This window comes from Rhodopseudomonas pseudopalustris, from assembly GCF_900110435.1.
Lineage (GTDB): Bacteria > Pseudomonadota > Alphaproteobacteria > Rhizobiales > Xanthobacteraceae > Rhodopseudomonas > Rhodopseudomonas pseudopalustris.
Map to the genome: position 1 here is coordinate 57268 of NZ_FODT01000001.1, position 21631 is coordinate 78898.

Annotated in this window: 21 protein-coding genes; 1 reads left to right on the plus strand and 20 read right to left on the minus strand. The window is 64.9% G+C overall.

Annotated features, from left to right (window positions below; all coding sequences use genetic code 11):
- Positions 1-100: 100 nt before the first annotated feature.
- From ftsH to BMY71_RS25490, 16 genes are all read right to left on the minus strand, one after another.
- A complete protein-coding gene (gene ftsH / locus BMY71_RS00255; RefSeq protein WP_011504521.1) occupies positions 101-2017 on the minus strand; it encodes an ATP-dependent zinc metalloprotease FtsH in 1917 nt (638 codons plus the stop codon).
- A gap of 213 nt (positions 2018-2230) precedes the next feature.
- Positions 2231-3274, minus strand: coding sequence for a tRNA lysidine(34) synthetase TilS (tilS, locus tag BMY71_RS00260; RefSeq protein WP_092680953.1), 1044 nt, complete (start codon positions 3272-3274; stop codon positions 2231-2233).
- Positions 3275-3377: 103 nt separating this feature from the next.
- Positions 3378-4415, minus strand: coding sequence for a tol-pal system protein YbgF (ybgF, locus tag BMY71_RS00265; protein WP_092680955.1), 1038 nt, complete (start codon positions 4413-4415; stop codon positions 3378-3380).
- A gap of 260 nt (positions 4416-4675) precedes the next feature.
- Positions 4676-5173 carry a peptidoglycan-associated lipoprotein Pal gene (gene pal / locus BMY71_RS00270; RefSeq protein ID WP_092680957.1) on the minus strand — a complete coding sequence of 166 codons (498 nt, stop codon included), beginning with the start codon at positions 5171-5173 and terminating at the stop codon, positions 4676-4678.
- Positions 5174-5515: 342 nt separating this feature from the next.
- Positions 5516-6274 (minus strand): N-acyl amino acid synthase FeeM domain-containing protein, encoded by a 759-nt coding sequence (locus tag BMY71_RS00275; RefSeq protein WP_092680959.1) that lies wholly within the window; start codon positions 6272-6274, stop codon positions 5516-5518.
- A 160-nt stretch (positions 6275-6434) separates the two neighbouring features.
- Positions 6435-8768 (minus strand): putative bifunctional diguanylate cyclase/phosphodiesterase, encoded by a 2334-nt coding sequence (locus BMY71_RS00280; protein ID WP_011504526.1) that lies wholly within the window; start codon positions 8766-8768, stop codon positions 6435-6437.
- Between the two features lie 203 nt (positions 8769-8971).
- Complete coding sequence (gene tolB, locus BMY71_RS00285) at positions 8972-10321, minus strand: Tol-Pal system beta propeller repeat protein TolB (protein WP_011504527.1); 1350 nt, start codon at positions 10319-10321, stop codon at positions 8972-8974.
- A 57-nt stretch (positions 10322-10378) separates the two neighbouring features.
- Complete coding sequence (locus BMY71_RS00290) at positions 10379-11356, minus strand: hypothetical protein (RefSeq protein WP_011504528.1); 978 nt, start codon at positions 11354-11356, stop codon at positions 10379-10381.
- A gap of 56 nt (positions 11357-11412) precedes the next feature.
- Positions 11413-11883: a biopolymer transporter ExbD gene (locus BMY71_RS00295; protein WP_011504529.1), complete on the minus strand. Its 471-nt coding sequence runs from the start codon at positions 11881-11883 to the stop codon at positions 11413-11415.
- Positions 11884-11920: 37 nt separating this feature from the next.
- Complete coding sequence (gene tolQ / locus BMY71_RS00300) at positions 11921-12634, minus strand: protein TolQ (RefSeq protein WP_041805489.1); 714 nt, start codon at positions 12632-12634, stop codon at positions 11921-11923.
- A gap of 300 nt (positions 12635-12934) precedes the next feature.
- On the minus strand, positions 12935-13840 hold the full coding sequence (locus BMY71_RS00305; RefSeq protein WP_092680961.1) for a sigma-70 family RNA polymerase sigma factor: 906 nt from the start codon (positions 13838-13840) through the stop codon (positions 12935-12937).
- Positions 13824-14291: a carboxymuconolactone decarboxylase family protein gene (locus BMY71_RS00310; protein ID WP_092680963.1), complete on the minus strand. Its 468-nt coding sequence runs from the start codon at positions 14289-14291 to the stop codon at positions 13824-13826. Before BMY71_RS00310 ends, BMY71_RS00305 begins: the two co-directional genes overlap by 17 nt.
- 157 nt (positions 14292-14448) lie before the next feature.
- Complete coding sequence (locus BMY71_RS00315) at positions 14449-14919, minus strand: DUF2852 domain-containing protein (RefSeq protein ID WP_011504533.1); 471 nt, start codon at positions 14917-14919, stop codon at positions 14449-14451.
- A 144-nt stretch (positions 14920-15063) separates the two neighbouring features.
- On the minus strand, positions 15064-15768 hold the full coding sequence (locus tag BMY71_RS00320; protein ID WP_011504534.1) for a TetR/AcrR family transcriptional regulator: 705 nt from the start codon (positions 15766-15768) through the stop codon (positions 15064-15066).
- A gap of 234 nt (positions 15769-16002) precedes the next feature.
- Positions 16003-16422 carry a YciI family protein gene (locus BMY71_RS00325; RefSeq protein WP_011504535.1) on the minus strand — a complete coding sequence of 140 codons (420 nt, stop codon included), beginning with the start codon at positions 16420-16422 and terminating at the stop codon, positions 16003-16005.
- 723 nt (positions 16423-17145) lie between these two features.
- Positions 17146-17544: a DUF2934 domain-containing protein gene (locus BMY71_RS25490; protein ID WP_347336011.1), complete on the minus strand. Its 399-nt coding sequence runs from the start codon at positions 17542-17544 to the stop codon at positions 17146-17148.
- 61 nt (positions 17545-17605) lie between these two features.
- Between BMY71_RS25490 and BMY71_RS00335 the strand changes: the two genes are divergently transcribed.
- The gene (locus BMY71_RS00335) at positions 17606-18394 is read left to right on the plus strand and encodes an SDR family NAD(P)-dependent oxidoreductase (RefSeq protein ID WP_011504538.1); all 789 of its coding nucleotides are present in this window, start codon (positions 17606-17608) and stop codon (positions 18392-18394) included.
- 214 nt (positions 18395-18608) lie between these two features.
- Here BMY71_RS00335 and BMY71_RS00340 read toward each other — a convergent pair whose 3' ends face one another.
- The 4 genes from BMY71_RS00340 to BMY71_RS00355 all read right to left on the minus strand — a co-directional run bounded on the left by BMY71_RS00340 (position 18609) and on the right by BMY71_RS00355 (position 21260).
- The gene (locus BMY71_RS00340; RefSeq protein ID WP_011504539.1) at positions 18609-19019 is read right to left on the minus strand and encodes a VOC family protein; all 411 of its coding nucleotides are present in this window, start codon (positions 19017-19019) and stop codon (positions 18609-18611) included.
- Positions 19020-19053: 34 nt separating this feature from the next.
- Positions 19054-20313 carry an RNA polymerase sigma factor gene (locus BMY71_RS00345; protein WP_092680965.1) on the minus strand — a complete coding sequence of 420 codons (1260 nt, stop codon included), beginning with the start codon at positions 20311-20313 and terminating at the stop codon, positions 19054-19056.
- On the minus strand, positions 20310-20681 hold the full coding sequence (locus BMY71_RS00350) for a YciI family protein (RefSeq protein WP_011504541.1): 372 nt from the start codon (positions 20679-20681) through the stop codon (positions 20310-20312). The genes BMY71_RS00345 and BMY71_RS00350 overlap by 4 nt, the downstream gene beginning before the upstream one ends.
- Before the next feature lie 153 nt (positions 20682-20834).
- Positions 20835-21260, minus strand: a complete 426-nt coding sequence (locus BMY71_RS00355) for a VOC family protein (protein ID WP_175557566.1) — start codon at positions 21258-21260, stop codon at positions 20835-20837.
- Positions 21261-21631: the final 371 nt, after the last annotated feature.

Here is a 21631-nt window from a genome sequence, read left to right on the forward strand (position 1 = left end):
GGCCATCGCCTGGGATTGGCGGTCGACCGACCTCCACATGTCGAGCGCAAAAAAAACGCGGCGTTTCCGCCGCGTTTTCGTAGATTCGAATAGAGACCGATCAGGCCTGAGGCTGCGGCTCCAGGCCGGGATCGGGCCGCGGCCGCGGCTTGCCGGCCGGCGGGACAGCCGAGGTGCGCGGGCCAGACGGCTCCAGCACCGATTCGCGGTTCGGCTTCTTGCCGTTGATGAGATCGGTGATCTCGTCGCCGGTCAGCGTTTCGAACTCCAGCAGGCCCTTGGCGAGCGCTTCGAGGTCGGCGCGCTTTTCGGTGAGGATGCGCTCGGCCTCGTCGTAACCCTCCTGAACCAGCCGCTTGATCTCGGCGTCGATCTTCTGGACCGTCGCCTCGGAGGCGTTCTGGGTGCGCGAGACCGACATGCCGAGGAACACCTCGTCCTGGTTCTCGCCATACGACACCGTGCCGAGTTCCTCCGATAGGCCCCAGCGGGTCACCATCATCCGGGCCAGGCGGGTGGCCTGCTCGATGTCGGACGACGCGCCCGAGGTCACCTTCTGGCGGCCGAAGATCATCTCTTCGGCGACGCGACCGCCCATCATGATCGCAAGACGCGAGGTCATCTGCTCGAGCGACATCGACAGCTTGTCGCGCTCGGGCAGCTGCATCACCATGCCGAGCGCACGGCCGCGCGGAATGATGGTCGCCTTGTGGATCGGATCGGTGGCGACGACGTTCAGGCCGACGATGGCATGGCCGCCTTCGTGATAGGCGGTGAGGAGCTTCTCCTCCTCCGTCATCACCAGCGACTTGCGCTCGGCGCCCATCATCACCTTGTCCTTGGCGTCTTCGAACTCAGCCTGGGTGACCATGCGCTTGTTGCGCCGGGCCGCCATCAGCGCCGCTTCGTTGACGAGGTTCATCAGGTCGGCGCCCGAGAATCCCGGAGTGCCGCGCGCAATGGTCTTCAGATTGATATCCGGCGCCAGCGGCACCTTGCGGACATGGACCTTGAGGATCTGCTCGCGGCCGACCACGTCCGGATTCGGCACCACCACCTGGCGGTCGAAGCGGCCGGGACGCAGCAGCGCCGGATCGAGCACGTCGGGCCGGTTGGTGGCGGCGATCAGGATCACGCCCTCATTGGCCTCGAAGCCGTCCATCTCGACCAGCAGCTGGTTGAGGGTCTGCTCGCGCTCGTCGTTACCGCCGCCAAGACCGGCGCCACGATGACGGCCGACCGCGTCGATTTCGTCGATGAAGATGATGCACGGCGCGTTCTTCTTGGCCTGCTCGAACATGTCGCGGACGCGGCTGGCGCCGACGCCGACGAACATTTCGACGAAGTCCGAACCCGAGATGGTGAAGAACGGCACGTTGGCTTCGCCCGCGACCGCACGCGCGATCAGCGTCTTACCGGTGCCGGGCGGGCCGACCAGCAGCACGCCGCGCGGAATGCGGCCGCCGAGGCGCTGGAACTTGCCCGGGTCGCGCAGGAACTCGACGATCTCCTGCAGGTCCTGCTTGGCCTCGTCGACGCCGGCGACGTCCTCGAAGGTGACGCGGCCATGCGCCTCGGTCAGCATCTTGGCGCGCGACTTGCCAAAGCCCATCGCCTTGCCGGCGCCGCCCTGCATCTGCCGCGACAGGAAAATCCAGACGCCGATCAGCGCGATGAATGGCAGCCAGGACACGAGCAGCGAAACGAACCACGGCACGTTGTCGCCCGGCGGCTTCGCGGTGATCGCAACCTTGCCGTTGTACAGGCGCGTGACCAGCGACGGATCGTTCGGCGCGTAGGTCTGGAAGGTCGAGCCGTTGGTGAAGGTGCCGTGAATTTCCTGGCCCTGGATCACCACGTCGCGAACGCGATTCTGATCGACATCGCTCAACAACTGCGAGAACGAAATGTCCTGCGAAGCGGCGCGCTGGCCGGGATTCTGGAAGAGTGTAAACAGCGCCAAAAGCAGCAAGACGATAATGACCCAGAGGGCGAAATTCCGCAAATTGGCGTTCATCGGTCTTCCTTATTGGTCGCGCGGATCGCGACCTTTGGCCCAGGTACGCCGTCAGGGTTTCCTGGACCGGCCAGAACACAATCTAGGTGTCACATGGCCGCCTGCCAAGAGAACCGTTCAGGACTATTTAGCGCATTCTATTCCACTTCAGGCTCAAATCGCGGCGATCACATTCCGCTTCGCCGCGGGTGGTTAAGCGCTGGTGCAGTTTCGCTAGCCGCTCTTGCGGCGGCGCGGCGGCGCCGGGACGATCAGCAACCGGGCAGGCGTCAAAGTGATGACGGCGCCCGCAAGCGTCTGTTTCAACTTGATTTGCCCCCGTTCGGGCGCAGGTTTCGCTGCAGCGCCTTCAAGCGCAGCAGCGAGCATTTCCACCTTACCGAGTTCCGGGCGCCCCTCGCCGCCGACCCGGGCGAGAGTTCGCAGCAACAAGCGAATCCGGATTTCCGCTGCCAATGCGGAAAATGCCGGGGCGTCATAGCCGCCCCCCGGATGACTGCCGCCGCCGCGTAGCGCCAGAAACCGCTCGGCGCCGTCGACCAGCAGTTCGAGCGCGGCATCGGCACGCGCCACCCGGGCGGCAAACCGGGCCAGGTTTCGCGAATCGCAGCCTTCCGCGGCGAGACGGGGCATCAATTCACGCCAACGCGGGCGGGTGAAGCGCGGGTCGAGATTGCTGGGGTCGGTCGTGTATTCGATCTGCGCCTTGCTCAGCGTCGCGATCAGCCGCTGTTTGGAAACGTCGAGCAACGGACGGACCAGCACCGCGCCGTCGCGCTCGGTCTCGCGCGCCATCGCGGCGAGGCCGGCGATGCCGCTGCCGCGCGACAGCCGCATCAACACGGTCTCGGCCTGATCATCCCGGGTATGCGCCGTCATGATGTGGGTCGCGCCGAATCTTTTCGCCGCCTTCGCCAGCAACCGGTAGCGCGCCGCGCGGGCCGCCGCGGGCAATCCCGTTGTCGGCTTCTCCCCGGTCCAGCGCAGCGTCCGGTGCGGCAGATCGAGCGTGCGCGCAAGCTGCTTGACGGCACGCGCTTCGCGGGCTGCTTCCGGCCTCAGGCCATGATCGACAGTGACGACGCCGAGCGCCGGCCCTCGCTTCAGCGCCTTGCGCCAACGCGCTGCAAGCCACAGCAGCGCGAGAGAGTCCGGGCCGCCGGACACCGCGAGCACGATCGCGGGGACCGCCTTCCAGTCGGCGAACAGGTGGCTGGCCTCACGCGCCGAAATCGGCGCCTCGTCACTTCCGGACATGAGCGGCTCGCGCCCTGACGATCAACTCCGGCTCGACCGGAGTTCTGGATTCATGTTTCGACGCGCCTCTTGCGCGCCGCAATCCGTTTCTCCTGAAAGCGCTCTAGCATTTCAGCTTCTTCTGCTCGGTGTCGACCGCCTTCTTCACGCCGGCCGAAGCCTTCGGATATTTGCGGCCGATCTCGCCGAGCGCGGCGCAGGCGGCTTCCTTCTCCTTCAGCGCCGACAGCGACTGGCCGAGCCTTAACAGCGCATCCGGCGCCTTGGCCGACTTGTCGTATTTGCTGGTCACCGCAAGGAAGGCTTCCGCAGAGTCGCGATACATCTGGCGCTGGAAGTAGCTTTCGCCGAGCCAATATTGCGAATCCGGCGTCAGCGCGTCATTCGGATATTTCGTCGCGAAGTTGCGCATCGTCTCTTCGGCGAGCGCGTAGTCGCGACGCTGCATGTAGCCGATGCCGAGGTCGAACTCGTCGCGCGGCGTCGCCGACGGCGGCAACGTGGCGAGCCCTCCGCCGGCCGGACCGCGCGGCGCCTGCTGCGCGCCGGCGTCCGGATAGCGCCCGGAATTGGCGTTGGAGAGGTCGATCGGCGCGCCGGGGTCACGGCCGGGCAGATTGCCGCCCTGCTCGGACGGGATCGGGAGCTGACCGCCGCCCAGCGCGCGCGGGACGCCAGGGGCCTGCGGATTCTGGCTCGGATCGAAGGCATCGCCGCGACGGCGGCCCGAGGGCGGCGGCGCGGCGGCCTGGTCCTGCACGATCGGCGCCTGCGGCTGCGGTTGCTGACCGTAGACCTGCCCCTGCGGCTGCTGGCCATAACCCGGCGACTGTTGCGGCGACTGGTTGTAGACCGGCTGCTGCTGCGAAGCGGCTGGCGGCGGAGCGGCGGCCGCATTGCCGGGCGCGCTTTGCCCCCCGGCATTGCCCTGCAATTGCCGAAGCTGATCTTCGAGCCGGCGATTGCGGAATTGCAGCTCCTCGTTTTGACCGGTAAGCGCGCGCAGCCGCTCTTCGAGCTGCTGGACCCGGATCTCCGGATCGACCTCGCCGCGATATTGCTGGGCCAGCGCGGGGGCGGCGAGAGCGAGCATCGCGAAGACCGCGAGGCTACGCGCAGAGGCGGCGGTGACTGATGACATGGGGACCCGACGTGTTGGTGATGGCGCGCCAGATTGGAGCAGGATGACGCATCTTCGAACCGTCATTCTGCTCCAGATTCTTGTTCGAGCATGATCTTTTTCGAAAACCGGTATCCGCTTTTCCGGATCATGCTCTCGTAGCGCCGGATTGATCGCCGGACTACGCCAAAAATGTGACTGGAGCGACGGCCGACGGTCGCAGCGCCTCAAATAGCAACGGCGCCCGAAGGCGCCGCCCATTCAACTTGTGCTGGACGCACTCAGGCGCCGGCGTTCAGCACCGTCACCGCGCGGCGGTTCTGCGACCAGCACGAGATGTCGTTGCAGACCGCGACCGGGCGCTCCTTGCCGTAGGAAATCGTCCGCATCCGGGACGGCTCGATGCCGCGCGAGGAGAGATAGTTGCGGACCGACTGCGCCCGGCGAGCGCCCAGCGCGATGTTGTATTCGCGGGTGCCGCGCTCGTCGGCATGTCCCTCGATGGTGAAGGAGTAGCGATTGTAGGTCTGCAGCCACTGTGCCTGCTTGTCGAGAGTCGCCGCCGCCTGCGGCGAAAGTTCGGTCTGGTCGCTCTCGAAGAACACGCGGTCGCCGACGTTGACGACGAAATCCTGCTGGCTGCCGGGAGTCGCCGCGCTGGCCATTGCTCCATCGGAGCCGAGACCCGTCTTGTTGTTGGCGCAAGCCCCCATCGACAGGGCCACCGCGAGCACCGCGGCCAGCTTCAATCCCTGGAGGATTCGCTTCTGATGTGTCATTCCGGAGCCTCCACGCTCGCGATATTCGGACTGTGATCCGGTCTACAGGTCGATGGTTAAGCGAACGTTCCGTCAACCTTGATGAGACGTTGCCGGCCCCGATCAAATGCCTCCGACCTGCGAAAAGCAATCGCGATGGTTAATGAGATGCAAATATGGCGCGATGGTGAAGCAAGGCGCCGATTGCGCCTCTTTCGACCGCGACCGTGGGATCAACGGGACTCTTGACTACCGCCGCGGCGCGACTTTCCTGAAAGCCCGCCCAAAACGCACAAAAGCCGCCGGAGGCCGGCGGCTTGAGCGGTCATCGGGCGAGCGCCAAACGGCTCGCCGCCGGACTGATCACATATAGCAGTCAGCCGAGTTGACCGGCGCCGTGCTCGGCGCATCGGCCGACCGCAGCGTCGGCCCGGCGAAAGCCGCCGGACGTTCGAACAGCATCCGGCGCTCGAACGCACTTGAACGCATAAACGGGAACCTCGCGTAGACCCGGTCGCGGATCTCCCGATAGTTGGCTCCCATCAGCCCGACCGGCTTTAGCAGGCCTGGAAACAGCCGCGGCTCGCACATCGGCTGCTGCAGAAATACGCGGCGGTAAAACGCTCTGTGCTCCGCGCGTACGGTCGCCAGCCCGATATCGGCGTCGAAATAGCAGCAGGCGATATAACCGAGCCGAACCGTGACATAGGGCAATTCCGGAAGACGCTCGATCCGATCGGGATCAGCGACGAAACGGGTGGGGTCGACGATGACCTTCCCGCGCTCGAGTTCGGGCTGCAAGATGTCAGGAAACACATCGACCGACGGCGACGTCGGCAACGATGGGGTGGCTACGCTGATTCGAATTGATCCCGACAGGGCGCCATCGACATGGATGCCGAATACCCAGGAGTTTGGCATCTCGTCATGGCTGTCCGTTACGAGCCCATCGGCGTTCGGCTCGATCGCCCCCTCGTTCAGATAGGCGCGGTAGCGCAGTTGGTAGATCGCCTCTTTCTCGGCGACGGTCTCAGCCACCCGGTAGTCTATTCGATCGAGCAACTCGTGACCGCGCACTGCGGCAACGACGCGAGTCTTCTGCGCTTGTTGAGCAGAGCTCATATTACCACCCTGAATACGATGAACGCCCGCCTCAGAGGTTAACAAATCGCTAATCACAACGCAAAGTGATTGAATCGTTAGGGTTAACCTCTCGCGCCCCTCCGAGACTTTTCGCGACGCCGGACTAAGTATTCGTTAAGGAGGGATTGGTCAGAAGCGATCAAGCGATCGAGCGAAACGGCAGCACCAGAGGCTCGCCGTCCGTCTGTCGATTGCCGTGCGAAGCCGCGAGTAGCTGGCGGATTCGCGATGCGGGGACCGGACGACTGAACAGATATCCCTGCCCTTCGGTCACGGTGCCTTCGGAGTTGATCCGTTCGAGCTGTTCGTTGGTCTCGATGCCCTCGACGACCACGGCCATGCCGAGATCGGCGCTCAACCGTGCAACGCCGTGCAGCAGGGTCAGCGGCCGATCGCTGTCGATGCCCTCGAGGAAAGACCGATCGATCTTGACCTTCTGCAACGGGAAACTGTGCAGATAGCTCAGGCTGGAATACCCGGTGCCGAAATCGTCGAGCGAGATCCGCACGCCCTCGGCATGCAATTGCTCCAGAGCGTCGTGGGTGAACTGCGTGTTCCGCAGCAGCGACGATTCGGTAATCTCGATTTCGAGACGGCTGGCCGGCAGGCCCGAGACCTCGAGCGCATAGCGCACCTCGTTGATCACGTCGCGCTGATGGAACTGTTGCGAGGAGAAATTGACCGCGACGCTGACTTGCTCCGGCCACATCATGCATTCCATGCAGGCCTTGCGCAGGATCCAGCGGCCGAGATCGACGATCAGCCCCATTTCCTCGGCCACCGGGATGATGTCGACCGGCGAGACCGTCCCGCGCACCGGATGATTCCAGCGCAACAACGCCTCACAGGTCGCGATCCGGCCGGTCTTCAGGTTGACCAGGGGCTGGAAATAGAGCTCGAATTCCTCGTTGGCGAGCGCCTTGCGTAGGTCGAGTTCAAGGATGCGGCGCGCCTCGACGGTTTTCGCCATCTCTTCGCGGAAGAAGCAATAGGTGCCACGGCCATCGGCCTTGGCGCGATACAGCGCCATGTCGGCGTTCTTCAGCAGGATGTCGGCGCGGGTGGCCGGCGCAGTCAGCGCGATTCCGATCGAGGCGCCGATCTCGACGACGTGATGGTCGATCAGATAGCGGTCGCTCAGTCGATCGACGATCCTGCGCGCCAGCACCGCGGCGTCCTCGTTCGACCGAATATTCTGCTGAAACACGACGAATTCGTCGCCGCCGAACCGCGCGACGAAGTCCTCCGGGCGCAGCATGTCACGCAAACGGTCGGCGACCGCGCACAGCAGCCGGTCGCCGCAGGGGTGACCGAGCGTATCATTGACCTGCTTGAACTGATCGAGATCGATGAACAGCAGCGCAGAGAGAGCCGCTTTGTTCTGACCCTGCGAAGCCGTCAGAATTCGTTCGATCTCGTCGTGGAAATTGACTCGGTTGGGTAAGCCGGTGAGTTCGTCGTAGCGCGCCAGATGGATGATCCGCGCCTCGGCGTTTCGCCGCTCGGTGATGTCCTCAACCAGCACGACGGTGCCGCCGCCGGCCATCGGCTGGAACGTCCAGGACAACGATCGTGGCGTCGACTCGTCGCCGACGGTCACGATCTCGCCGGCCAGCGAATTGTCGACCTCCGACAGAATCAATCTGCCGCTCGACGCCGAGATGGCGCCGATCGAAACGCAGGCGGCGACAATCTCGGTCGCGGTCGGCGCATTTTTGACGAGGCTGTCACGCAGCTTCATCATTTCGGTAAAGCGATGATTCATCACCGCCAGTCGCCCATCGGGGCCGAACATGCACAGACCGTGCGGCATGTTGTTCAGGGCGGTATCGAACTGGGCCGCCAGAGCGGATTCGCGTTCGCGGCCGAGCAGCGCGCGTACAAAGATCTGTTGCAGGCTGGTTGTGATGTGCTTGACGCCGACGAAAAACACGACGTTCAGCAACGCGAGGCCGGCATAGTAGATATTTCCATGCCAAGCCAAGGCGGCGGACATCGAGCCGCAGGCGAGCAATATCTGCAGATGGAATATCCACGGCCGGCCGTAGGTTCGGCCGGCGCCGGCTGCCATATAGCTCAAGGTGACGCACGTGCAGATCATATGCGCCACCGGGTCATCCGTCCCGATCAAGGCGATCACGCACCAGAAGCCGAGCGCCGCTGCGTAGAGCATTGCGCCGATCTGATATCGCATTTCCCAACGCTGGGCGTCGTCCGGCGTCAACGTCCCTTTTCGACGTTGATAATTGTGCATATCAATTGAACGTAGTGCACCGGTCGCAATCAGCAACAGGGCGCAGATCCACAGCAGATGGTTCCCGGTCTTGAGCGCGGTCATGACCGCGGCGACGGCAGCCGACAGGGCGCCAGCGAACATCGGCGCAGGATTCTGGAACAGCGAATCAACAAGCGCAGCATAGATCGAGCGCGACATTTTCTGCTCGGTGGTCCCGTCTTGTGCCGCCAGTTGCATCCGCGCCATCTACCTCTGTTCGATTGAAAGGTTTATCGGCTCGGAATGAAATATTTCTGAGGGAATATCGTTAGCGGTTCGTTTGGATCCGTCCGCACGCAGAGACACTATCGTGTGATAGCCGAGAAACCCGGCCGTCGGGGCGTCGAACGGCAACCGGGCAATCGGCATCGCCCGGGGAGCCAGCGGAGCTAATTTGACAGCTATGACAGCAGTGGCGACCAGGCCGGGTCGGACGCGTAGCCCGGGGTCGGAACCCGCAATTCGTTGCGGCCCGACACGTCGACCGTATAGAGCGACGGCCCCGCGTTCCCGCCCGGATCGCGGAAAAACATCAGCACGCGGCCGTTCGGCGCGAAGGTCGGCCCCTCATTGTGGAAGCCCGAGGTCAGAATTCGCTCGCCGGAGCCGTCGGGCTTCATGATGCCGATCGCGAACTGACCACCGCCCTGCTTGGTGAAAGCGATGTAGTCGCCCCGCGGCGACCATACCGGGGTCGAATAGCTCCCGTCGCCGAAGGAAATGCGCTGCGCCTGCCCGCCGCCCGCCGGCATGATGTAGATCTGCGGCTTGCCGCCGCGGTCGGACTCGAAGCAGATCCGGGCTGCGTCGGGCGAATAGGACGGCGAGGTGTCGATCGCCGGCGTGTCGGTCAGCCGTGTCGTCGTCTTCGAGCGCAGGTCCATGACGAACAGATTGGAATTGCCGCCCTGCTGCAGGCTCATGATGATGCGCTGACCGTCCGGCGAAAACCGCGGCGCGAACGACATTCCGGGGAAGTTGCCGACGATCTCGCGCTGCCCGGTCTCGATGTTGAACAGATAGACCTTCGGGTCGCCCTGACCGAACTCCATATAGGTGATTTCCTGGGTCGACGGCGAGAACCGGGGCGTCAGCACCAGATCGCTGCCGCGGGTCAGATAGCGAACATTGGCGCCGTCCTGGTCCATCAGCGCCAGCCGCTTGACGCGGCGGTCCGCCGGGCCGCTTTCATCGATGAACACCACGCGGCTGTCGAAGTATCCCTTCTCGCCGGTGAGCCGTTCGTAGATCTGGTCGGAGATGATGTGGGCGATGCGCCGCCAGTATTCCGGCGAGGTGAAATACTGCTGGCCCGCGAGCTGCTGGCCGGTGGCGACATCCCACAGCCGGAACTCGGCCTTGAGGCGGCCGTCCGGCTGCCGCGTCATCCGGCCGGTGACCAGCGCCTGGGCGTTGATGCTGGTCCAGCTCTTGAACTGCGGCGGCACGTCGATGTTGGTGATCTTCTCGAGATAGGCGGCCTGATCGATCGGCGCGAACAACCCGCTACGCTTGAGGTTGTTGGTGATCACCTGGCTGACGCCGCCGCCGACTTCATTGTCCGACGGCGTGCCGGCGACGAAGTTCGGGATCGCGATCGGCAGCGGCGCGACGTTGCCCTCGGTGATCTGCACGCGGGCCTGGCCGAAAGCGTCACGCGCCGGGCCGAGCGCGAGCGCGCCGGCCGCACTCGCTGCGGAGAGCATCAATTGTCTGCGATTCAAGTTGAGCGGCATGTTCGGGCAATCCATCGGGTCAGTCGTATGCCGCGCGCGCTGCGGCGCCGGCGATCGTCAGCAAGCTTCGCATCAGGTTCGCCGATCGGTGAACACAGGGGCGAAGAATTTCCACTCGTCGAAAAACGCGGCGGGCAGATTGTACGGCTGGCACTCGATGATCGCCCGCAGCGCACTTTCCTGATAGACGCGCAGATAGGGCGTCGCCGGGTGGCCTTCCGGCTGCGGCATGCTTTCGAGCGAGCCGTCGCGCTTCAGGCGGATCACGAAGGCGGCTTCGGCGCGCTGCGCTTCGATGCCGCCATACGGCTTCTTCCAGCAGCGCTCGACCTGCGACTGGAACATCGCGCCCCAGGTCGCGGAATTATCCGCCGACTTGCCTTTCGAGAGCCCCAGTGCCGCGTTCGAATTCAGCGCGTCGCCCGCCACGGCCTGCCGGGTCGGATCGCGCTTGTCGAGCAGCGCCGCGATCTTCGACTGGTCGAACACCCGCTCGGCCTTCGGCTTGACCGGCTCCGGCTTGGCGGCGGCCTCGGTCTGCGGCTTCGGCGGCGGCGGCTTTTTCTTCTCTTCCTTCTTCAAGGCCTCGGCGATCGGATCGACCTTCGGGTCCGGCTTCTTCTCCGCTTCCTTGGCCTCTTCCTTCGGCGGGTCGGGCTTCTTCTCCGCCTTCTTCTCTTCTTTCTTCGGTTCTTCCTTCACCACGGGCTTGGGAGGCTCGGGCTTCTTCTCGACCGGCTTTTCGACGGGCTTGGGCTGCGGTGGCGGCGACGTGTCGGTGACCACCGGGGCCTTCTCGCTGATCTTGCCGACGGTGTCCTCCACCGGCTTGGCCTCGGCGACCTTCTCGACCAGCGGCTTGGGATTTTCCTTCTTGCCGGTGCGCATCCCGGCCATCACCTTGGCGAGCTGATCTTCCGAGATGGTATCGACCGCGACGGAATCCTGCGGCTCGAGCTCGAAGGCCTTCGACGAGAACGACAGCATGGCCCAGCCGAGCACGAGGACGTGCAACGCCACGGACGCCGCCAATGTCTTGTCGATCTTCACCTTCAGAATTCCCGCTCCATCCTCACCGACGGCGCCTGCCTCGTCTCATCCCCTGCTCAAGAGCCCTGCTCCGGCACGATGACGATATTCGCCTTGAAGCCGGCGGTCCGGATCTGCCCGAGCAGCTTCATCATGTCGGTATAGCAAACGTCCTTGTCGCCTCGAAGATAGACGACGTTGTCGGTTTCCGACCGGGTCGTCCGGATCGCCTTGATCTTCGACTCCATCTCCGCCGGCGCGACCGGGCTGTCGCCGAGATACAGCTCGACCTGCGAGTTGCAGCCGCCGCCGGTGCGCTTCACCGACAGCGTCAGCGGAGGCGAGTTCGACTGGATCTGCGCGCCGCCGCGTGCAATCGGCAGATCGATGTCGATCGAGGTGGTGAGCAGCGGCGCCGCGACCATGAAGATGATCAGCAGCACCAACATCACGTCGACCATCGGGGTGACGTTGATCTCCGCCATCACCGGGCGTTTGCGCCGGCGGCGTCCGCCGCTCCCGCCACCCGCGGCTATGTTCATCGCCATGATCGGATTCTCACCTTGGCGCCCAACTGTGTTCGTGTCATGCGCGTTCGTCGATCTGTCGCGACAGGATGGCCGAGAACTCGTCCGCGAAACCCTCCAGCCGCTGGGTCTGGCGGTTCACTTCGGATGTGAACTTGTTATAGAAAATTGTCGCCGGAATTGCGGCGATCAGGCCGACGGCGGTCGCGAACAGCGCCTCGGCGATGCCGGGCGCGACCACCGCCAGCGAGGTGTTCTTGGACGCGGCGATCGACTGGAAGCTCGACATGATGCCCCAGACAGTGCCGAACAGGCCGACGAAGGGGCCGGCCGAACCGACGGTCGCCAGCACCAGCAGACGCCGCTCCAACCGCTCGACCTCGCGCGCGATCGAAACGTTCATCACCTTCTCGATCCGCATCTGCAGGCCGGCGAAGGAACGCGATTGGCTTTCGAACGAGCGTTTCCACTCGCGCATCGCGGCGACGAAACAGGCCGCCATCGAATGCGTCGGCTTGGCTGACAGGGTGCGGTACAGGTCATCGATCGACTCGCCCGACCAGAACGCCTGCTCGAAGCGATCCATCGCGCGCTTGGTACGCGAATAGAGCAGCAGCTTGTCGATCGCGATCGCCCAGACCCAGACCGAGCAGCCGATCAGTCCCAGCATCACCGATTTGACGATCCAGTGGGCCTGCCAGAACAACGCGATCAGCGAAACGTCGGCGGATACCAGCGGCATGGCTGACTGAGTCACCTCGGCCGGGTTCATAGTCGATTGTCCTCTCACGCAAGTGTTCGGCAGCAGCCGGCTTGGCGCCCGCTCCGGTTCTCCGCAGCCACGCTCCGCATTCTGGCAAAAAGCGCCACCGCCAGTTCCGCGTTGTCAGTTGGGATGGCCCGTCCAAAGCCGGGCCCTCAATCCCCTGCCAACGTGTCAAAACGAGGGCTGAAGGCGCATCTTGCTGGCTCTAACCAAACGCTAATCATGGTTAAAGAGAGGTTACCAGACCGGGAAAATACCCGTGATCGGACCGGGACCCGGCGGCGCGGGACGGCGCCCGCCGGCCGTTCAATGCAGCGCGGCAGGGTTTCCGGGCAGCAGCAGGTGGCGCAGCTTGTCGGGATTGCGGACCACGTAGATCGCGACGATGCGGTCGTTTTCGATGGCGAGCGCGGAGGTCTGGATCAGGCCGTCCGGCTCGGTGGTGACGAAGCCCGGCAGTCCGTCGATCCGCCGGATCGCCACCAGGGCGGAGCCACCGGGGGCATATTTGCGGGCGAGCCCTTCGAACAAGCGCGCGACCTTGGCGAGGCCGTAGATCGGGTTCAGCGTCGCCGGGCGCTTGCCGCCGCCGTCGCCGTAGAACACCACATCGTCAGCCAGCAACGCGGTCAACGCCTTCAGATCGCCGCTGCGCGAGGCCTCGAAGAACGCGCCGGCGATCGCATGGCCACGTTCTTGCGACACCGGAAACCGCGGCCGTTCCGCGCGGACATGGCCACGGGCACGCGCGGCGAGCTGGCGGCAGGCGGCGGCGTCGCGGTCGAGGGTGCGGGCGATCTCGTCGAAGCCGAGGCCGAACACGTCGTGCAGCAGAAACGCCGCGCGCTCGAGCGGCGACAGCCGCTCCAGCGCGAGCATCAGCGTCAGCGTGATATCGTCGCCGTCGTCGTCTGGCAGCGCAGTGATCAGCGGCTCGGGCAGCCACGGTCCGACATAGGTTTCGCGCCTGAGCCGCGCCGATTTCAGCACATCGAGACACAGCCTTGTCACCGTCCGGATGAGGAACCCGCCGGGGTCGCGCACCTGGGCACGATCCGTCCGGTGCCAGCGCAAGTAAGCGTCCTGCACGACATCCTCAGCCTCGGCGACCGAGCCGAGCATGCGGTACGCGACCCGGACCAGCCGCGCGCGCAGCGGCGCGAAGGTTGCCGCTGCGTCATCGGACGAGCTTTGGTCAGGAGGCCTTGGCATGGGCGGCGGGGGCAGCCGGATGAATCAGCCGGAAGCCGATCGCCAGCCTGTTCCAGATGTTGATCGTGCCGATCAGCAGCGTCAGCTTGACCTGCTCGGCCTCGGTGAACTGTTGCTTCAGCATCTCGTAGTCCGTGTCGGGCGCGTGGGTCTGCGCGATCAGCGTCAGCGCTTCGGTCCAGGCCAGCGCGGCGCGTTCGCGATCACTATACACCGGCGACTCCCGCCAGGCATCGAGCAGATACAGCCGCTGCTCGGTCTCGCCATGGGCGCGGGCATCCTTGCTGTGCATGTCGAGGCAGAACGCGCAGCCGTTGATCTGCGAGGCGCGCATCTTCACCAGTTCGATCAGGCTCGATTCGAGCCCGCTGGCCTTGATGTAGGTCTCCAGCGCGACCATCGCCTTGTAGGCATCAGGCGCGGCAGCAGTCGGGTTCAGGCGCGGCTTCATCGGTCTCTCCTGTGGTTCTCTGACGACAGGACGAGACGGCACGACGCGATGTGACATCGCCGCGCGAAAAACTTCGGGGTCGACGCAAAACGAAGCCGCCCGCCTGGGTTTCAGGCGGGCGACGACGACGATCGAAGTGATTGAGAAGGCCGGACGATCAGCCCTGCTGCGGGGCGTCGGGCGACGGCGCCGGCTTGGTGCGGTGCTGCGCCATGAAGGCGTCGAACTCTTCCTTGTCCTTGGCGTGGCGCAGGCGATCAAGGAACTCCTTGAACTGAACCTGCTCTTCCTCGAGCCGGCGCAGCGTATCGGTCCGATATTCGTCGAAGGCGCGGTTGCCGCTCGACGGCGGGCCGAAGCCGAAGCCGCTGCGGTCCATGCGCTCGCGCATCCGCTCCATCTTGTACTGCATCCGCTCCATCTTGTTGGAGAAGCGATCACCGCGATCCCAGCAACCCATGTTTCTGCTCCAGAGGGTGTAGAAGAGAAGTGCCAATCCGATCGGCCACCAGACGATGAAGCCGGCCACCGTCAGCAGGATCCAACCCGGGCTCCAGGACGACCGCAGCGCGGGCTGATAGCGCTGTTGGGTCGGGCCCCATCGATTGTAGTCAGCGGCGTTCGCCATTTGCCTCTCCATGACCGGCAACCGCCGGTGTGAATGTAAATAACATTTACATAGCTAGTGCATTCTCGGGTTTTGTCAAGCGAAGGCGGGATTCGGTCGGGGTGACAATTTCGCACGGCGCACACATCGTCGTGAGCGAAGCTGCTACGGCGCCGCGCCCCACGGGCCGGAACGCTTTGGTTCTGCTGGCTTTTCCGGCTGCACGCGAAGATCCGCCGAAAACCCGAGACCGCGCAGATAGATCAGAACGCCGGCTTCGAGCAGTTCTTCCGCGGCCATTGGCAGCTTGCGGCGCGCGGCGTCGCCGCGGCCGAACAGCGAGGCGACGCCGTGCGACATCGACCAGATATGCAGCGCCATCATCAGCGCCGGCGGCCGCGCCACGCCGGACGGGGTCAGCGCCGCGAGCCGTTCGGCGGCGGCGCGGATGACGTTGAAAGCGCGCTCCGACGCGGTCATCAGCAGCGGATTGACGTCGACCGGAACGCCGGATTCGAACATTGCCGAGTAGTAAGCGGGCTCGTTGCGGGCGAAAGCGAGATAGGCCGTGCCGACCCGCATGAAAGCGGTGATGGTGTCGGGACGGCCGTCGTCCCAGGCCCTGGCGAGCACCTGCTCGAACAGCTCGAAGCCGCGTTGGGCGATGTTCGACAGCAATTCGTCGCGATCGCGGAAATGCCGATAGGGCGCGGCCGGGCTGACGCCGGCGACGCGCGCGGCGTCGGCGAAGGTGAAGCCGGCCGGCCCCTTCTCCGCGATCAGCCCGAGCGCCGCCTGCAGCAACGCCTCTTTCAGATTGCCATGGTGATAGCCGCGCTCGGCGCGGCGTTCTTCCTTGCGCCAGCTCATGTGAAGGGCTTTTACATGAGCAAGGTTGAAAGGTCACGACCTCATCGATCGCGGAGCGAACGATGTCCCCTCCCCGATCGCCGAAAGGCAGGCCGCAGGCGCCGGCCAGACGGCCGGATTTCCCCCGATTCAGCCTCAAGGCGAAGTTGGGGCGCTTGCGGCAGCAAATGTGGCATCCCGCGGAACCGAGCGCAGCGCTCACTGCGCTCGGTCCCGATGCGAAAATCTCCCCGCTCAGCCGCGCGCGGCCGACTGCATGGTCTCCCATCCGGCGAGTTCGCTTTGCACCTCGTCGGAAAAATCGGCGACCTCCTGCACCTGCCGGATTTCGATGACCTCGTTCGGACCGCCCGGGCAGCGCTTGGCCCAGGCGATCGCCTCGTCGCGTGAGGCGACCTCGATCATCCAGTAGCCGCCGAGCACTTCCTTGACCTCGGCGAACGGGCCGTCGGTCACCAGCGGCTTGCCGCCGGCGAAGGAGACGCGTGCGCCCATCGAGGGCGGGTGCAGGCCGTCGCAGGTGATCAGCACGCCGGCCTGCTGCAGCGCCTCGTTGTACTTCATCATCGCGGCGATCGCGGCGGTGTCTTCGGGCATCGTGCCGGGCGGCGCGCTGTCGTAGCCCTTCGGGATCATCAGCATCATGAATCGCATGATCGGTCTCTCCTGTTGGATCGTATGCCTGTCTGACGAACCGCAGCCTGCCGCGCCGACATCGGCTTTGAAATAACCTGCCAGGTCAAACCTGCCGCGCGCGCCGCTCAAGCGTGTCGCTTCGCGGTCCCGGCGCGCAGCCGCTGGCCCTGGTCGCGTAGTTCCAGCCAAGAATGACGATTGCGCGCGGCGCGACCCGACATCGCGTCGCACTGGAAATTCGGAATCACTCGCTTGAGAACGGGCGTAAACGTACCGTTCGCGGCGACAAATTGCCGCCGCATTGATTGACGAACGTTCATGCGTCGATGTTCGCCGAGTGGGGACTCAACGAAGTTGCGAATATTCGTCGCGGGGCGTTCAGCGTAGCAAATTCGAATCTGCCGGACCGCGCTTCACGCGCGGACAACGCATGTCGCTGCGATGCGGCTTGCGTCCGGGCTTTGCTGTGCGTCCACGCCGTTTTGGGAGGACGGAATGGACGAAACAACCAAACTCGCCGCGTCGCGCGCCATAGCGCATCTGCTCGCAGTCGCGGCCCTGCTGATGATCGCAGGCGTGGTGTTTTATGTGCGGTGATCGCGTGTTCGCCGCCGTCTCTCTGGGGCCGGCGCGTGCTGTGCGGCGCTCCCTTCTCAAGGCAGCGCGACCGACCACGCCGATCGGTGGGTTATGCGCTGAGCGCTAACCCACCCAATGAGACGACGGCGTCAGCTACACAGATCAGCTGTTCGTCGTGACGCTCGGATCGGACTTCAGCTCGTTGTAGGTATCCTGCTCGCCGCGAACTTCCTTCTCGGCTTCCAGCCAGAATTCGTCGCTCCGGTCTTCAGGATAGCCGGCCAGCTCCCACTTTTCGCGGGCGCGGTGGCGGATACGCTGCTCGAGATCGCTGTCCATAATGATCGCCTCCATCGCAATGCCTGGATGTGTCAGGGGTTGTATTGCATTTCGATGTAATCCTGATGTCAGCAACTGGTTCCTGACAAATTCCTGCGGGCATCGGGCTACGGCGCGCGAGCCATTCGAGGCGGCGCGCTCCGATCGTTCCGACAATGCGCTCGGCTGCGACAGGAAATTCTCCGCTGCGCTGTCACAACGCAACCTCTCGTCATCCGCCATGTGCTAACGGATGCACGAAGCGGATTCGAACCGCGTATTGCACAGTGATGACAGGACAAGCATGACCGCCTCTTCGCCCAAAGTCGCCCTCGTCACCGGCGCCGCGCGCGGCATCGGTCTCAAAACGGCGCGACGCTTTCTCGACTCCGGCTGGCGCGTTGCGCTGCTCGATCTCGACGATGAGGCGTTGCGCCAGGCGATCGAGCAGCTTGCGCAGCCGGAGCGGACGCTGGCGCTGCATTGCGACGTCGCCGACACCAACTCGATCGCCAGCGACGTCGCCGCAGTCGGCAAGCGGTTCGGCCGGCTCGACGCGGTGGTCAACAATGCCGGCGTCGCGGTGTTCAAGCCGCTGATGGAGACGACGCCCGCGGAATGGAATCGGGTGATCGAGGTCAATCTGACCGGGCCGTTTCTCGTGATCCAGGCGGCGGTGCCGCTGCTGCGAGACAGCGGCGGCGGCGCGATCGTCAACGTCACGTCGATCTCGGCATTGCGCGCCTCGACGCTGCGGGCCGCCTACGGCTCCAGCAAGGCCGGGCTCGCGCATCTCACCAAGCAATGCGCGGTCGAACTCGCCTCACTCGGCATCCGCGTCAACGGCGTCGCGCCCGGCCCGGTCGAGACCGCAATGGCCAAGGCGGTGCACACGCCGGCGATCCGCGCCGATTATCATGACGCGATTCCGCTCGGGCGCTACGGCCTCGAGCAGGAACTGGCGGAAGCGATCTACTTTTTGTGCAGCGACCGATCCAGCTACATCACCGGCCAGATCCTGGCCGTCGACGGCGGCTTCGACGCCGCCGGCATCGGCCTGCCGACACTGCGCGGCGAACGAAGAAACGGATAGGGAGTGATCGCAAGCTCAGCGCTCGGCTCGCCCTCACCCCAACCCTCTCCCGCAAGCGGGAGAGGGGGCGCGTTGTGCTTGGGGAGATTCATCGATTTCTTTTGAGCGCTGCTGGTGAGCACCGTTAAAGATGGCGCACGATATCGCCCAGCGACGCGGCGGGACTCCCTCTGCCGCTTGCGGGGAGTGCGTTGATGTCACTCGTAGGCAGCCCTCAATCCTCCAGCGGGCAGTTCACCATCCAGGGGATGCCGAACTGGTCGGTGCACATGCCGAAGCCCTTGGAGAAGAATGTCGCACCGAAGGGCATCGTCACCGTGCCGCCTTCGGACAGCGCCTTGAAGCGGCGTTCGGCATCGGCGGGGGTTTCCACCAACAGCGACACCGCAAAACCCTGCGGCGTGTGGAAGTGGCCGGGCGGAGCGTCGCCGCCCATCAGCACTTCGCCGTCGATCGACAGCTTGGCGTGCATCACCTTGGCCTCCTGGCCGGGCGGCAGCGGCGTGCCGGCCGGCGCATCCTTCCAGGTCATCAGCGCCTCGATCCGCGCGCCGAGCACCTTCTCGTAATATTTGAACGCGGCTTCGCAATTGCCGTCGTAGAACAGATAGGGGTTCACCTGCATCGCGGGCTCCTCGGTTTGCCGATCGAGTTGTCTATCACGTTCCGATCGCTTCGCTGTCGCGCTTCAGCCGATCGAGATGCATCCGGATGTGCGAAGCCTCGGCGGTGGTGCGGGCGAGCGCGATGGCGCGTTCGAACGCGATGCGGGCCTCGTCGCGGCAACCCTGTTGCAGCAGCAGAGCGCCCTTGGTGCCGAAATAATGGAAGTAGTTCGACAGCCGCTGCTCCAGCGGCGCGATCATCGACAGCGCCGCCGCCGCGCCGCGCACTTTCGACACCGCGACCGCGCGGTTGAGCGTCACCACCGGCGACGGCTGCAGGATTTCCAGCGAACCGTACAACAGATCGATCTGCACCCAATCGGTGTCCCCGGGCTTTTCGGCCCGCGCATGTAGCGCGGCGATCGCGGCCTGGATCTGATACGCCCCGGTGCGGCGATGGCGCATCGCCTTGTCGATCAGCGCCAGACCCTCGGCGATGAATTTTGCGTTCCAGAGGCTGCGGTCCTGATCGTCGAGCAGCACGATCTCGCCGCCCGGATCGAACCGCGCCGGCGCGCGGGCGTGCTGCAGCAGCATCAGCGCGGTCAGGCCCATGATCTCGGGCTCGGACGGAAACAGCCGCAGCAGCAGCCGCGCCAGCCGGATCGCTTCCTCGCACAGCGGCGCGCGAAGGCCGGCGGTGTCGCCGGAGGCGGAATAGCCTTCGTTGAACAGCAGGTAGATCATCGCCGCCACCGCGCCGAGCCGTTCACTGCGCTCCGGCGCGCCCGGCGTCTCGAACGGCACGCTCGCGCGGGCGACCCTGGCTTTGGCGCGGGTGATGCGCTGCTCCATCGCCGCATCCGAGACGAGAAACGCGCGCGCGATCTGCGCCACGGTCAGGCCGCTGACGATGCGCAGCGCCAGCGCGATCTGCTGGGTCGGCGGCAATTCGGGATGGCAGCAGATGAACAGCAGCCGCAGGATGTCGTCGCGATAATGCGAGCCGTCGAGCCGCTCGGCGAGCGCGTCCTCGGCGTCGTCGAGATCGGAGATCGTGTCGTCGTCGGGCAGCGGCTGCAGCTTCCTGCCGCGTCGGATGTCGTCGATCGCGACGTTGCGGCCGACCATGATCAGCCACGCCGCCGGATCGCGCGGCGGACCATTCTGCGGCCACGCTTTCAGGGCGCGCAGGCAGGCGTTCTGAAACGCCTCCTCGGCGGTGTCGAGGTTGCGGAAATAGCGCAGCAACGCGCCGATCGCCTGGGGACGCGCCGCGGTGATCGCGGTTTCGATCCAGGCGAGATCGGTCATGGCTGCAGTGTCCCCGGCATGAACAGGCCGATCGGGCGGATCTCGTAGGACCCGCCCGGATTGGCGCGGCCGAGGTCGCGGGCGACCTCGAGCGCGCCGTCGAGATCGGCGCATTCGACGACGTAGAAACCGAGCAACTGTTCCTTGGTCTCGGCGAACGGCCCGTCGATCACCACCGGCGGCTCGGAATCTTTGCGCAGCGTGGTCGCCGCCGTGGTCGGCAGCAGCCGCGCCACCGGCCCGAGCCGGCCTTGCTCCGCGAGTTTGCCGTGGACGAGCTTGAGCTTCTCCATCACCGCGGCGTCTTCCTCGCGGCTCCACGAACCGACGAAATCCTCGTCATGATAGCAAAGGATGGCGTAGAGCATGTGGAACGGATCTCCCTGGCTGCGCGGCATTGGTCGCCGCGCTTGCGCGCTACCATGCCGGACAATCCTGCGGCGACCAAGTCGGGTGACGGGAACCGGCGCGACACGTTCCAGCGCATCGCGCCTGCCCGTTGGCTCGCAAGGCGGAAGCTGTCAGCTCGCCGCCGGCAGCGGATGGGCGAAGCTCCAGCTATGCCCGAACGGATCGACGATGCGGGCGTAGCGCGCGCCCCAGAACGCATCCCACGGCTCCATCGGCACAATGGCGCCGGCCGCTTTTGCCCGCGCCACCGCGGCGTCGCAATCCGTCACTTCGAGATGCATCGTGACCGCGGTGCCCTTCAGCTCGTTCGGCGGCATATACGCCTCGCCGCCATGCTGGGCGCGATATTCGGGGAAATAGTCGACCACGAAAATCCGCGCGCCGTCGATCTGGATCTCGGCATGGAGCAGCCGCTTGCCGTCCTCGGCCGGCATCCGCACCGCCTCGCTGGCGCCGAGCGCCTGCTTGTAGAATTCGATGGCCGCACCGGCGTCGCTGACGACGAGATGCGGAATGACGGTCTGCGGGGCGGTCATGGGAGTCTCCTGGCTGATGAGCCTCCGCAGGACGAACGGAGCGCGGCGCTGCCGACAGCGGTCGCGGCTTTTTTCTGCCGGACCCGAATTCCTTGCGCACGGCCTGCCCCCTCTCCCGCTTGCGGGAGAGGGTTGGGGGTAAGGGCGAGCCGGGCAGTGAGTTGGTGATCTGCCGGACCTAGAGCTTTTCCGGTTCTGATAGAATCAGAACCGGAGCTCTAACTTTTTGTTCTGACGCGTTTTCTTCACGCGAACCGGTTTCCACTTCGCTCGAAAACGCTCTAACTACTGAACTCACTCTCCGACTCGCGGAAAGCCCTTCCCCCACCCGGATCGCTTTCGCGATCCGACCTCCCCCGCAAGCGGGAGAG